Annotated in this window: 10 protein-coding genes; 7 read left to right on the top strand and 3 right to left on the bottom strand. The window is 57.7% G+C overall.

Going from position 1 to position 14,129, the window contains the following annotated elements:
- Nucleotides 1-2 precede the first annotated feature (2 nt).
- The gene (locus tag FIL88_RS05260) at nucleotides 3-1,475 is read right to left on the bottom strand and encodes a leucyl aminopeptidase (RefSeq protein ID WP_142852737.1); all 1,473 of its coding nucleotides are present in this window, start codon (nucleotides 1,473-1,475) and stop codon (nucleotides 3-5) included.
- Between the two features lie 132 nt (nucleotides 1,476-1,607).
- On the opposite strand from FIL88_RS05260, the gene FIL88_RS05255 reads away from it, so the two are divergent.
- The 6 genes from FIL88_RS05255 (at nucleotide 1,608) to rsmA (ending at nucleotide 9,211) form a co-directional block, all read left to right on the top strand.
- Complete coding sequence (locus FIL88_RS05255) at nucleotides 1,608-2,771, top strand: LptF/LptG family permease (protein WP_246066612.1); 1,164 nt, start codon at nucleotides 1,608-1,610, stop codon at nucleotides 2,769-2,771.
- Nucleotides 2,768-3,865, top strand: a complete 1,098-nt coding sequence (gene lptG / locus FIL88_RS05250; RefSeq protein WP_142852736.1) for an LPS export ABC transporter permease LptG — start codon at nucleotides 2,768-2,770, stop codon at nucleotides 3,863-3,865. Before FIL88_RS05255 ends, lptG begins: the two co-directional genes overlap by 4 nt.
- A 5-nt stretch (nucleotides 3,866-3,870) precedes the next feature.
- Nucleotides 3,871-6,015 carry an LPS-assembly protein LptD gene (locus FIL88_RS05245; RefSeq protein ID WP_221931123.1) on the top strand — a complete coding sequence of 715 codons (2,145 nt, stop codon included), beginning with the start codon at nucleotides 3,871-3,873 and terminating at the stop codon, nucleotides 6,013-6,015.
- A gap of 69 nt (nucleotides 6,016-6,084) precedes the next feature.
- A complete protein-coding gene (locus FIL88_RS05240) occupies nucleotides 6,085-7,377 on the top strand; it encodes a peptidylprolyl isomerase (RefSeq protein WP_185960843.1) in 1,293 nt (430 codons plus the stop codon).
- Entirely contained in the window at nucleotides 7,374-8,378 is a 1,005-nt protein-coding gene (gene pdxA, locus FIL88_RS05235) for a 4-hydroxythreonine-4-phosphate dehydrogenase PdxA (RefSeq protein ID WP_142852733.1), read from the top strand. The genes FIL88_RS05240 and pdxA overlap by 4 nt, the downstream gene beginning before the upstream one ends.
- A complete protein-coding gene (gene rsmA, locus FIL88_RS05230; protein ID WP_142852732.1) occupies nucleotides 8,375-9,211 on the top strand; it encodes a 16S rRNA (adenine(1518)-N(6)/adenine(1519)-N(6))-dimethyltransferase RsmA in 837 nt (278 codons plus the stop codon). The genes pdxA and rsmA overlap by 4 nt, the downstream gene beginning before the upstream one ends.
- Before the next feature lie 95 nt (nucleotides 9,212-9,306).
- Here the strand turns inward: rsmA and FIL88_RS05225 are convergent, their stop codons facing one another.
- Nucleotides 9,307-10,959 (bottom strand): chloride channel protein, encoded by a 1,653-nt coding sequence (locus FIL88_RS05225; protein ID WP_246066611.1) that lies wholly within the window; start codon nucleotides 10,957-10,959, stop codon nucleotides 9,307-9,309.
- Between the two features lie 112 nt (nucleotides 10,960-11,071).
- On the opposite strand from FIL88_RS05225, the gene FIL88_RS05220 reads away from it, so the two are divergent.
- Nucleotides 11,072-12,448: an FAD-binding oxidoreductase gene (locus FIL88_RS05220; protein ID WP_142852730.1), complete on the top strand. Its 1,377-nt coding sequence runs from the start codon at nucleotides 11,072-11,074 to the stop codon at nucleotides 12,446-12,448.
- Here FIL88_RS05220 and recN read toward each other — a convergent pair.
- Nucleotides 12,445-14,097: a DNA repair protein RecN gene (gene recN / locus FIL88_RS05215; RefSeq protein WP_142852729.1), complete on the bottom strand. Its 1,653-nt coding sequence runs from the start codon at nucleotides 14,095-14,097 to the stop codon at nucleotides 12,445-12,447. The genes FIL88_RS05220 and recN overlap by 4 nt on opposite strands.
- Nucleotides 14,098-14,129 lie beyond the last annotated feature (32 nt).

Here is a 14,129-nt window from a genome sequence, read left to right as displayed (position 1 = left end):
GCCTAGCCTTCGAACTGGTCTTTCACCAGACGGTTCAGCGCCAGCACACCCCAGCCCGTCGCCCCTTTGGGCGCAAGCGGGCTTTCGCTGGACAGTTGGGCGGTCCCCGCGATGTCCAAGTGGATCCAAGGCTGATCTTCTTTTACGAAACGGCCAAGGAACTGGGCGGCCGTAACCGAACCAGCGGCACGCCCGCCGACGTTTTTGATATCCGCCTTGTGCGACTTGATCAGCTTGTCATAGCCCGGTCCCATCGGCATCCGCCACGCGCCTTCACCTTCTGCGGAAGCCGCGTTCAGGAAGTTGTTGCAGAACGCATCATCATTCGAGAAAACGCCCGTGTTTTCATGGCCCAAGCCGATAATGATCGCGCCGGTCAGCGTGGCCAGATCCACCATCGCGGCGGGTTTATATTCCTCTTGCGCATGCCACATCACGTCGCACAGAACCAAGCGACCCTCGGCGTCAGTGTTGATCACCTCGATCGTCGTGCCCTTCATAGAGGTCACGATGTCACCGGGACGTTGTGCGCGACCGTCCGGCATGTTTTCAACCAGCCCGACCAGCCCGACCACATTGGCCTTGGCCCCGCGCAGCGCGAGCGTTTTCATGACACCCGAAACGGTGCCCGCACCGCCCATATCCATGGTCATATCTTCCATGCCTGCACCGGGCTTCAAGCTGATCCCGCCGGTGTCGAACACAACCCCTTTGCCTACCAACGCCAGCGGCGCTTCGCCCGCCTCGCCTTTAAGCCATTCCATGATGACCACTTTCGACGGGCTTTCCGAACCCTGCCCCACACCCAAAAGAGCACGCATACCAAGTGCCTCAAGCTCGGGTTCATCCAGCACTTTGACGGTTACGCCCAAATCCTTCAGCGCCTCAAGACGCGCCGCGAATTCGCTGGTGGTCAGCACATTGGCCGGCTCGTTCACAAGATCGCGGCTGAAGAAGACACCTTCAACCAGCGCCTTGACGGAGTCAGTTGCGCCCGAGAAGTTTTCGGGTTTCGACACCATGATCTTCAGGCTGCCCCCTTCGGGCGCATCGTCATTGGTTTGATGATCGTCAAACGCATAGGCTCGCAGACTTGCGCCAAGTGCCAGTTCGTCGGGCGACTTCAACGGCCCTGCCAGCACCAGAACATCCTTGCCTAGCAGAGACTTACCGATCTTACCCCCCGCTTTACGCGCGGTATTCTCGTCGGCGCGCGGTGACAGGCGGACAACTTGAACGGCTTCGGCCTCCATCCCTACGGGCCAGGCCAGATCCTGCGCCTCGCCATCCTTCATTTTCGAGAATGCATCGCTTTCGGTGAAGCGCACCAACGCCCCACGCATCAGCTTGTTTACACGCCGCGCGGCCGGATGCAGCTTGCCGGGTTCGGACAGAACCACGGCAACGCGGCCCGTATGGGTGCCAATCGATTCTAGGTCGATTTCGGTAAAACTTGGAAGGATCGGAGCGGTCATGACAGGTCCTTTGTCTGGCAGGTTTCTGCCATTGGTAGCCCCCTGTCGCGGGTTTGACCAGATAGCAGTTTTCCCCGCCCGTCGGATGGTTTAGAAACCAAACCACAAGATATTGAGTTCTCAGGGGGGAACGTGGCTAGATTCGACCGGTATATGCTGTCGCAGCTTGTGGTGCTGTTCGGCTTTTACGGGCTTGTCCTTGTGTTGCTCTTTTGGGTGAACCGGGCAGTTCAGCTGTTTGACCAGCTAATCGCCAACGGTCAAACGGCGCTGGTTTTCCTTGAATTTTCAGCGATGATCCTGCCCGGCGTAATCGTGTTCATCACCCCGATTGCGTCTTTTGCATCAGCGGTGTCCGTCACCAATCGACTGAATTCGGAAAGCGAATTGGTCGTAGCGCAGGCGGCGGGCTATGGCCCCTTTCGACTGGCCCGACCGGTACTTGTTTTTGGTCTGCTTACGGCGCTGTTCATGCTATTACTCACCCATATCCTTGTCCCGATGAGCCAATTGCGATTTGCTGAACGTCAGGCTGAGATCGCTGAGAACGTCACCGCGCGTTTTTTGACCGAGGGCAGCTTTGTCCATCCCGCGCACGGAATCACGCTTTATATCCGCGAGATCAGCCCAGCAGGTGAGCTGTTTGACATATTCTTGTCTGATGAACGGGACGAAGAACAGCACTACACTTATACCGCCCGTCGCGCGCTGATTGTGAAAACCGAGTTCGGTCCGCGCCTCGTGATGTTTGATGGATTGGCGCAGGTAATCAACACAGCAAGCCAGCGACTGACCACAACAGGATTTGAAGATTTCACCTATAACATTGCAACCCTGTTGACCGCAGGCCAGCAAGGCGCGCGCTATATTGCTCAAATTTACACGCCCGAATTGCTTGATCCGCCGGTCGCCACGCTGGAAGAAACCGGGCAGACGCGTGCAGCACTGCGCGCAGAAGGGCATTTCCGTAACGCTCAGGCTCTTTACTCCGTAGTTACAGCGATGTCCGGTTTTTCGATGCTGATCGTCGCAGGTTTTAGTCGCTTCGGGCTGTGGCGACAGGTGGTAATCGCGCTGGCCGTGGTAGCCACACTACAATCCGTGGACAACACGATGCTCGATACGGCCCGCCGAACCGAGGGCCGCGTATGGCTAGTCTACGTTGCCACTCTAATAGGTGTCGTGTTCAACGTGATCGTTCTTTACCTGGCTACGCGCCCGTCATTTTCTGATTTACGCCGCCGTCGCCGCACCCAGCGCGAACGCGACCGCCAACTCTCCGAGGCTCGTGCATGAGGTTGCATCTCTATATCGCGCGCCGCTTTCTGCGCGCGTTTTTCAGCATGCTCATCGTGCTGGCTATGATCTTTGTCCTGCTGGACATGGTTGAAGGCATGCGAAGATTCGATGCAGCATCTGTTGGATTCATGAATGTGCTTGGATTAACACTGCTGAACGCGCCTGTCTGGATGTATCGCATTCTGCCCTTGATTGTGATTTTATCCACGGTCTGGATGTTCCTCAGCCTGTCACGCAGTTCGGAAATGGTGGTGACGCGAGCAGCCGGTCGCTCGGCTTTGATGACCCTGATCTCTCCGGTGCTAACTGTGCTGTTGTTTGGCATTCTGGCTGTTGCCATTGGAAATCCAATCGCCGCAGGCACAACCAAGAAGTATGAACGTATCTCGGCCCAGTATGAAGGGCGCGGTGCATCGGTTCTGTCGATTGCATCTGACGGTGTGTGGCTACGTCAGGGAATCGCATCGGGACAGACAGTGATCCGTGCGGACCGAGCCAATCTGGAGGGAACCGAGCTATTCGAAGTCACTTTCTTTTCCTTCTCGCCCGAAGGTCCGCCAACCCTGCGCATCGAAGCCGACAGTGCCAAACTGGAACCCGGTTACTGGGCCATTCGTGGCGCAAAGGTTTGGGATCTGATCAGTGAAAAAAACCCTGAAATGACTGCCATTGAATATCCCATGTTCACACTAGCCTCGAACCTGACCTTGGAGCAGATCCTCGACAGCTTTGGGAAGCCAAGCACCATCCCGATCTGGGACCTGCCCGCCTTTATTCGTCAACTAGAAGCCGCCGGTTTCTCAGCCAGATCGCATCGTGTTTGGCTGCATATGGAGCTTGCGATGCCGGTGTTTCTGGTTGCGATGGTATTGATTGGTGCAGGTTTCACGATGCGCCATACGCGGTTTGGACGCACCGGGGTCATGGTCCTGTATGCCCTGATGATGGGATTTGGCATCTATTTCATACGAAATTTTGCTCAAATTCTCGGAGAGAATGGGCAAATCCCGATCATTCTGGCAGCCTGGGCGCCTCCCATAGCAGCCATCCTTTTACCGCTAGGAATTCTACTTCATCTGGAGGATGGATGATGGGCTTGGCACAACGTCTGCGCGCAGGTCGGTTGGCGCTGACTCTTTTAGCTGTATCTGCCAGTGCAGCGACGCTTTGCGCACAAACTGCATTAGCACAGACCGCAAATCTGATTGCAGATCACGTGCGCGTAATGGGCAATAGCGGCTTAGTGGCGGAAGGCAATGTGGTAGTCCTGTTTGATGGCACACGCCTAACAGCCTCTCGGGTGACCTATGACAAGTCCGGCAGCAAGCTAACCATTTCCGGACCGATCACCATCACGCGCCCAAATGGCACATTGTTGGTGGCAGAAGCCGCCCAACTATCTTCCGATCTGCGCAACGGCATTCTGTCCAGCGCGCGCTTGGTTTTAGACCAACAGTTGCAGATCGCGGCGGCCCAGATCAACCGCGTTGAAGATCGCTACACCCAGCTTTCGCGCGTTACAGCCTCATCCTGTCATGTCTGCCTGAAAAACCCGGTTCCTCTGTGGCAAATCCGGGCTGAACGTGTGGTTCATGACGAAGAGGCCCGACAGCTTTATTTCCATGGTGCACAGCTTCGCGTGGCCGACGTGCCGATCTTCTATCTGCCGCGCTTACGCCTACCAGACCCAACACAAACCCGCGCAACTGGTTTTTTGCCGCCTAGAATCCGCACAAATACCACGCTAGGCTTTGGCCTTGCAGTTCCATACTTCATCAAGCTTGGTAATCACGCGGACCTAACAGTCTCGCCGTATTTCGCAGACAAATCCCGCACGCTTGAGCTGCGCTATCGTCAAGCCTTCCGCAAAGGCGAAATACTGTTTAATGGCGCAATCAGCCGCGACAGCATCCGACAAGACACAACACGTTTCTACGTCTTTGGTGAAGGCACATTTGATCTGCCGAACGACTTCACCTTGTCCTTTCAGTTGCAAGAGGTCTCGGACCCAAGTTACCTGCTGGACTATGGCTATTCTGACCAAGACCGGTTACGCAATGCTATTGCAGTGATGCGCGCACGTCGTGATGAGTTCGCCTTTGCCGGGGTTACCCGGTACGAAACGCTGCGCGCATCCGAGCTGAACACGTCGGAAGAGCTGGCGTTTGGCCAGATTGACGCATTCTACGAGCGCCGCGTTTTCCCCAGTTGGGGGATCGGAGGCGAACTGCGCACTAACCTGTCTTGGCAGGCACATTTCCGGGAAAGTGAAGAAGACATACTCGGTCGAGACGTGGCACGTATGAGCGCCGGGCTGAACTGGCGACGCGACTGGATTGGCTTTGGTGGGCTGGTGCTCGAAACGCATGCAGCGATTGATGCCGACATCTATTGGATCGAGCAGGACAGTACCTATCAAAGGCAGCAAAGCTTTGCGACACCATCTGCGGGTGTGACGCTACGCTGGCCCTTGTCACGCGTCACCAGAAACGGTGCGGTTGATGTCTTGGAACCGGTTGTCTCGTTGGCATGGTCTGAGCAAGTCGGAGCAGATGTTCCCAATGAAGACAGCCGTTTCGTCGAGTTCGACCAGGGGAATCTTTTTGACCTAAATCGGTTCCCTGGAAGCGACCGGCGCGAACAAGGAACACGGGCAGCCGTTGGTCTGAACTGGACACGCAGTACACTTTCGGGCTGGGGCTACACGCTGGCCGTGGGACGCGTGTATCACGATCTGGACCTTGGTCAGTTCACCAAGGCGTCCGGCCTTGGCGGCACCCAATCTGACTGGCTGCTCGGGGCAGCTGTTAATCTCGGTGGGCGGTTTTCGGTCCAGGGGCGTGCACTTCTGGGCGATGACTTTGGCCTGACCAAATCGGAGACCCGCGCCGCGTGGCTGACCGAAGATTTTCAATTGGGTGCTGCACATATCTGGGTTATTGACGATCCGGACGAAAACAGGTTGAAACCAACCCACGAATTGCGTGTGGACAGCCGGTGGAAGGTTGGCGACTTCTGGACAGTTTCCGCCGACGGAAGCTTTGATGTCGACGCAAAACAGGCCACTCGCGCACGTTTGGGGGTCGGATACCGAAATGAATGCCTTTCGGTTGATCTTTCCCTCTCGCGTCGCTTCACAACCTCTACTAATGTGAGGCCAACAACTGATTTTGGTCTGCAATTCGATCTTATCGGATTTGGAAGCGGCCGCGGGGCCACCGTGAATAAGTGTAACGGCTAAGTAAGGCGCTCCAGACGCGACCATGCAAGGCCTGAAGATACGAGCATTATGCGAGACAGGACAACACCAATGGGATCTTTTCGCCAACTGAACAAGCAAAGCGCTCCGCGTAAATCGACAGCTTCCGCATGGACCAGCGCCGCCTCAGGCGTGGTATTGGGCTTGGTATCGCTGCTTGGATTGGGGGCTTCCCCGGTGCACGCTCAAAATTTGTTTGCCCCAGTGAAAAAGGTCAATGATCGGGTGATCACTGCCTACGAGTTGGAACAGAGAGTTGCATTCCTAACCGTGCTGCGCGCACCCGGAAACCTGCGCGAATTGGCGATAGAACAGCTAACTGACGAAGCGCTGCAGCAGCAAGCGGCGGATACGGCCGGCGTGTCGGTCACTGCCGAGGAAGTTCTGGCCGGGATGTCCGAATTCACCGGGCGCTTCAATCTGGAGGTTGAGGCATTTAACAACATCATCGCCCAGTCAGGTGTCGCGCCAGAAACCTTCCGCGATTTCGTATCGCATGGCTTGGCTTGGCGTGGCGTTGTACGTGCACGGTGGCGTGGACGTGTGAATATTACGGATGACGAGATTGACCGCCAGCTTTCGCTGACAGCGCCTGGGCAGAACGTCCGTGTATTGCTATCCGAAATCATCTTGCCTGCGCGGAATCCGGAAGAGCTCCAGTCAGCAAACCTCCGGGCCTCGGAACTGTCTAAGATTACGACTCTGGGCGCTTTCGCCACTGCGGCGCGTAGCGTATCGGTTGCCCCCTCGCGTAAGGTTTCGGGGCGGATGAACTGGATCGATGCTGCGGATCTTCCGCCCGCCATTGTGGCGCAGGTTGTGGCGCTCGCACCGGGGCACGTCACTGAACCGGTTCCCGTGAAAAACGGTGTCGCAGTATTTCAGCTGCGTGCCATTGAAGAACTCGATCGCCCAATTCCTGCAGACGTAACGGTCACTTATTCCGCTTTGATGATCCCCGGCGGTCGTAGCGCCGAGGCGCTTGCGCAAGCCGCTGAGCTTCGCGCGAAGGCAGACGGTTGCAATGATCTTTTCGGCCTATTCCCCGGCTCGACCGAGGCACAGATCCGGCATCAATCTCTTCCGATTGGCGAACTGCCTACGCGCTATGCTGTTGAATTGGCTCAGCTTGACGAAGGTGAAGTTTCGACCGCGCTTACGACCGAAAACGGGCAAAACTTGGTCTTCCTGATGCTATGTTCGCGCAGCCGCGATCTGCCGGAAGAGGTCAGCCGAGATCAATTGCGTGTGCGCCTGCAGAACCAACGGCTGCAAGCCTACTCGACCGCCTATTTAGAAGAACTGCGGGCGGCGGCATTTATCGAAGACTATCGCGGCCAATGACCTTGCATCACGGTGCGTCTGGTCCTGTTCCGCCGGTGGCTTTGACCATGGGCGAACCTGCAGGCATTGGACCAGAAATCGCTACCAAGGCCTTTGGAGCATTGCAGGGTGACGTTCCGTTCTTTCTGATCGGAGATCCCAGTCACCTGCCCGGCAGCGTGGCGTTTACGCCCATTGAACGCCCGTCCGATGCGTTGGGTGCAACAACGCTTCCTGTGTTGCCCCATAATTTCGCTTCGCCCCGTGTGCCCGGAGAGGCGCAACCTGAACATGCCCAACCGGTGATCGACGTGATTGCCCGCGCGGTCGAGCTGACCCAACAGGGGCAGGCTTTGGCCGTGTGCACCAACCCGATCAACAAGAAGGCCCTTAAGGACGGTGCCGGGTTTCCCTTTCCGGGCCATACAGAATACCTGTCGCATCTCGCTGGGGATGCAGACGTCGTCATGATGCTGGCATGTGACGAGCTGCGTGTTGTGCCTGCAACGATCCATATCGCTCTGTCGGACGTGCCCACGCAACTGACCCGTGAAAAACTGACCCAAGTGATCCGTACCACCCACGCCGCGCTGATCCGTGATTTTGGCCATGCAACGCCCCGCATTGCGGTTGCTGGCCTAAACCCCCATGCGGGCGAAGGCGGCACAATGGGGATGGACGAGATTGATATGATCACGCCTCTGCTGGACGATCTGCGTACCGAGGGGTTGGATCTGCTTGGCCCACTGCCAGCCGACACCATGTTTCACGCCAGCGCACGTGCAGGATATGACGCTGCGGTATGCATGTATCACGATCAAGCGCTGATCCCGATCAAGACAATTGATTTCGCGGGCGGTGTCAACGTAACGCTTGGCCTGCCTTTCGTGCGCACCTCGCCAGATCATGGCACAGCGTATGACATCGCAGGCAGCGGAAAAGCAGACGCAACATCGCTGATCAATGCGCTGCGCATGGCCCATCAGTTGGGCCTTGCGCGCCGAAACGAGGACAATTCATGAGCCAGATTGACGGCCTGCCCCCCTTGCGCGAGGTGATCAACACCCATGGACTGGTGGCCAAGAAGTCACTGGGTCAGAACTTCCTTCTGGATTTGAACCTGACCGCCAAAATCGCGCGTCAGGCGGGGGATCTAACGGGATGTGACGTGTTAGAGGTTGGCCCCGGCCCCGGTGGGTTGACCCGCGGACTTCTGGTGGAAGGTGCGCGCAAGGTGTTGGCCGTGGAAAAAGACAGCCGTGCCATGGCGCCACTGGCAGAGATCTCGGACGCTTACCCAGGACGGCTTGAGGTCGTGAACGCGGATGCGCTGGAGTTGGATCCGCTTGAGCATCTGACCCCGCCCATCCGCATCGTGGCAAACCTGCCTTATAATGTTGGGACCGAACTTCTGGTCCGTTGGTTGACTCCACCCAGCTGGCCGCCCGCGTGGTCCAGCCTGACACTGATGTTCCAAAAGGAAGTGGCGGAACGCATTGTCGCGCAGCCGGGATCGAAAAAATATGGTCGATTGGCTGTTCTGGCCCAGTGGCGCACCACGCCACGTATAGTGATGGAACTGCCACCCGAGGCTTTCACACCTCCGCCCAAAATCCATTCATCCGTGGTGCATCTGGACGCCCTGCCCGCCCCCCGCTTCGAGGCAGATGCGCGTAAATTACAAGCTGTCGTGGCGAAAGCCTTTGGACAGCGCCGCAAGATGCTTCGCGCGTCACTGAAGGGAATGCATCCCGAGATCGAGGACGTACTGACATCGGTTGGAATCAAGCCCACATCACGGGCCGAAGAGATCGATGTCGAAGCCTTTTGCGCATTGTCACGCGCCTTGGGATAAACGCATTTGGTGGCTCACGTTGTGAGCCTGGAGGGGCGCTGCCCCTCTGCCTGCGGCATTCACCCCGGGATATTTTGGACAAGAAAAAAGAGACGCTACGAATGTTCTTCGGCCGCTGTTTCCGATAGCGCGCGGTTGAACGCTTTCAATGCATCTACGTGGAAGACCGCGCCCCACAGCTCGGGCGGGTCGCCTTCGCCGCCAAGCGTAACGACCGGGATATAGCGTTCGCCGGTCGCTTCGAAGAGGGGCATCACGACATCCAGCGTTGTGTTTCCATCGACATAAACGCCTGCCTCGATCAGTTCCCAACAATGCTCTTCCCCGGCAGCGCGCGTGTGTTCGAGATCACGCATCACCTGCGCGACGCGCACGGTCGACAGCAAATAGGCTTGTGGCCCCGCCGCCAAATGGATGTTGCGCCGTTCCAGCTGGGTCAGGAAGAAGCTGCGATCGACCAGCTGGCTGGACAGGGCCGTTGACAGCGAAACCGCAGACATGACGGCGATCCCGGTTTGCCAATCTCCTGTCAACTCGAACACAATCAACGTGGTAGAAATCGGAGCGCCAAGGACTGCCGCGGCCACCGCCCCCATCCCAGCGAGTGCATAAAGCGTTTCCGACCCAGAGACATCCGGGAATATCGCCGTGGCGATGATGCCGAAGGCCAGCCCTGTCAAAGCCCCTACCATTAGCGCAGGTGAAAACACACCTCCGCCCATCCGGCCGGCCATGGTAATCGCAACGGCCGCGACCTTTACTGCGACGAATAAGATCGCGACGCCTGCCGTCATTTGACCAGTCAGCGCAGCCGACGTCGTTTCATACCCAACCCCGATGATGTGCGGAAAATAGATTGCGATGCCCCCCAGCAAGAAACCAGACAGGGCTGGGCGGAGAATCCGCGGCAGACGTAAGCGGTGCTGAACAGCGTTTCCCAGATCCTCGGCCCAGAAAATCGAGCGCATGAGGATCACTGCGACCATTCCCGAAATGAGACCAAGAATCAGGAATGCGGGCAGTTCGATATAGAAGGCAAGAGAGCCTTCTTCGGGCAATATAAACTCCGTTACGCCGCCGTATTCCAGCCGATTGATCACAGTGCCCGACACGGCGGCAATGGCAATCGGAGCAAAGGCGTGGACAGCAAAGTGGCGCAATACAACCTCGAGCGCGAAGAGCGCTCCGGCAATCGGCGCGTTAAAGCTGGCCGAAACTGCGCCCGCGACTGCGCACCCCAAAAGGTCGCGTCCGGTGATACCACTTGCATTGATGCGCACGGAAATCCAGGTCGAGATCACGGCGGCCAGGTGGACAACCGGCCCTTCGCGACCAGAGGATCCGCCCGTGGACAGAGTCACCAATGACGCCAGCGCAGACCCCAGCCCTGCGCGTTTTTCCACGCGGCCTTCCCACAGGGCTGCGCCTTCAATCACATCCGCGACCGAGCGCACACGCCCGTCATGGGTAAACCAGTTCAAGATCACCCCTACAATCAAACCACCTACTGTTGGCAGCAGCAAAATCCAGTACCATGGCAGGGTTTCCGCAAAGCTGTGCAACCGGGTCAGATCATCGGTCCCATAAAGCGATGCCTGTAAAATCTCGATCCCCTTACGGAACCCTAAGGCGGCCGTACCCGACGCAACACCGATGATAAGGGCAATCAGCCAGAACTGTATTTGGCTTGGCCCTTTTTCGACCAATAGGTGCCACGCATTGCGCATGTTTGCAGTCAGATTTTGCATGCGCTCAACCATTATCAATTTTATCTGTTTTATCATTGCGCTGCGTGTGTAGAACCCTTCCCAAGGCCCGTCATTTACCATAAGTTGTTCCGGTTTCTCAGGGAGGGATGGGATGGCCATCGACACCGCGTTTACCGAGCTTTCGTCATTTCTAGGCGATCGGATCAGCCGGTCCAAGCCCGTTCTGGATCAACATGGCGGGTCCGAGACACATTTCGCCCCTGCGCCACCCGATATTGTGGTCTGGCCCAAGGATACAAGCGAAATTAGCCGAATCCTGCGGATCTGCAATCAAGCTGGCATTCCCGTGATCCCGTTTGGGGCTGGCACTTCACTTGAGGGGCATACAAGCGCCACGAAAGGCGGTGTTTGCTTGGACATGGCCCGGATGAACCGCGTGTTGTCCCATGATCCAGGGGATATGATTGCACGGGTTGAAGCAGGCCTGACACGTGAAGAGCTTAACCATGAATTGCGCGCAGTTGGTGTGTTCTTCCCGGTTGATCCGGGTGCGAATGCCACGCTGGGGGGGATGGCTGCCACCCGTGCGTCGGGCACCACAACGGTACGCTATGGTTCAATGCGGCAAAACGTGTTGGGGCTAACAGTGGTACTGGCAGATGGGCGGGTGATCCGCACCGGATCGCAGGCGCCCAAATCGTCGTCCGGGTATGATCTGACCGCCTTATTCCTTGGCTCTGAGGGTACGCTGGGCATCATTACCGAGCTCACGCTACGTCTGCATGGTCAGCCCGAAGAAATCCGCGCAGGAATCTGCGCGTTCCCTGACATGGCCTCGGCGGTGGGGGCTGTGCAGCAGGTGATCCAGATGGGGCTGTCCATCGCACGGATCGAGTTCGTGGATGACGCCACCGCCCGCGCTTTCAATCAATATGCAGGCACAGAAATGGCAGAATGCCCGCATCTGTTGGTGGAATTCCACGGAAGCCCCGTTGCGGTTTCAGAAGCGAACACGCTTTTTGATGAAATAAGCCAGGACTTCGGCGCAACTGGATATGAACACGCAACGAAGACCGAAGATCGCAATGCCCTGTGGAAGATCAGACATCACGCCTTTTATGCCGTGCAAAGTCTGCGGCCTGGCGCACATGCACTTGTCACCGACATTTGTGTCCCGATCTCGAAACTGGCGGACGCGGTTGAGGAAACGCGTGATGACATCGAAGCCTCAATCCTGCCCGGTCCCATTCTGGGACATGTCGGAGATGGGAATTTTCACGCCATCTTGCTAATAGATCCCGAAAGCCCAGAGGAACTGGCGGTTGCCAAGGATCTTGCCGAACGAATGAGCCGCCGTGCATTGGCGCTTGGCGGCACGATTACTGGCGAACATGGTATCGGCATGGGGAAACTGCACTTGATGGCAGAAGAACACGGCGATGGCTGGGCTGTTATGGGGGATATCAAATCCGCACTGGATCCGCGCAATATCCTGAACCCCGGCAAACTGGTACCGCAGGGCACCTAACCTGCCAGCAGCTCTTTCGCGGCGGCCTTCGCCGCATCCGAGATTGTATCCCCCGAGATCATGCGCGCGATTTCATCCACGCGCTGATCTGAGGATAAGGGTGATACAGTTGACAGGGTAACACCATCCGTCACGGCTTTGCTGACGCGCCAATGATGCCCACCAAGGGCCGCCACTTGCGGGCTGTGAGTCACGACCAACACCTGCCCGGCTGCCGCCAGGTCGGCCAACCGGCGCCCGACCGCATCCGCAGTCGCACCACCGACGCCGCGATCAATCTCATCAAAGATCATGGTCAGGCCTGCCGCATCACGTGTCAGGCAAACTTTCAGGGCAAGCAGGAACCGGCTGAGTTCGCCACCCGAGGCAATCTTGTTCAACGGTCCAGACGGCGCGCCGGGGTTTGTGGCGACGGTAAAGGTTACGGCATCGATGCCATCCGGGCCGGGATCTGAATTTGTAATATCCGTTGTGAAAACAGCGCGTTCCATCTTCAGCGGCGCCAACTCAGCCCCCATGGCCTGATCCAGACGCGCGGCAGCTTCACGCCGTGCGTTGGATAGCGCTTGCGCCGCCGTGTCATAGTGCGCACGCGCATCAGCCAAAGCCGTCTCGCATCCGGCGATTTCGTCCGCGCCCGCATCCAATGCCGCCAACCGACTTCGCAGGTCTTCAGCGAACACACCCAGCTCGTCCGGCGTGGTCATGTGTTTTCGGGCCATTGCACGAATGGCAAACAGGCGTTCCTCGACCTGCTCCAGCTCGTGGGGGTTAAACGACAGGCTGTCCATCGCGCTTTCCACGCCCGAGACGGCCTCGCCCAGTTCATCCATCGCTCGACCAAGCGCCGCAATAGGGGCGTCCAGCGTTTCGCCTGCTTGTTCGGCTGCACCTTCCAACCACCGCAACGCATCGCCAAGACGTGCTTCAGCCCCTTCGCCCACGCCAAGCGCCTGATGTGCACGCGAGATGTCTTCCCCGATCCGTTCCGAGGCCTGCATCAACCGACGTCGCGCATCCAACTCTGCATCCTCGCCGGGTTGCGGATCCAACGCGTCCAGCTCTTCGACCGCATGACGCAGAAACTCTTCCTCTGCCTTTGCAGCCTCGATCCGCAGGCGGACCTCGTCAAGGGCACTTGATGCCTGTGCGACCGATCGCCAGGCGGTTTTCACCTGATCGACCTTGCCCGAAAGCCCGGCGAACTCGTCCAACAATTGCCGATGAACACGTGGGTTCAAAAGACCTTTGTCATCCTGCTGGCCATGAAGCTCGACCAGTGTATCCGACAGGGCCCGCAATACCTCACCGCTGGCGCGGCGATCATTCACCCATGCTGTCTTGCGCCCATCCGAGCGGTTCACCCGGCGCAGGACCACTTCGTCGTCAGCAGGGATCCCTGCCTCGTCCAACACCGCATGCGCGGGGTGATCAACGGGCAGATCAAAGACGGCCACAACCTCGCCCTGTTCGGCACCCGTGCGCACTAAATCGGCCCGGCCACGCCAGCCCAGAACGAACCCAAGACTGTCCAGCAAGATGGATTTACCGGCTCCGGTTTCCCCCGTCAGCACGTTAAGGCCCGGCTGGAACTCAAGCTCCAACCGGTCAATGATCAGCATATCCCGAATATCCAGAGACCGCAGCATCCTATGCCCCGCCCATCATACGCCCAAGACCC

It is taken from the genome of Aliiroseovarius halocynthiae, assembly GCF_007004645.1.
GTDB lineage: Bacteria > Pseudomonadota > Alphaproteobacteria > Rhodobacterales > Rhodobacteraceae > Aliiroseovarius > Aliiroseovarius halocynthiae.
The sequence above is the reverse complement of the archived record's forward strand: the minus strand, read 5'-3'. Positions and strand labels throughout refer to the sequence as shown.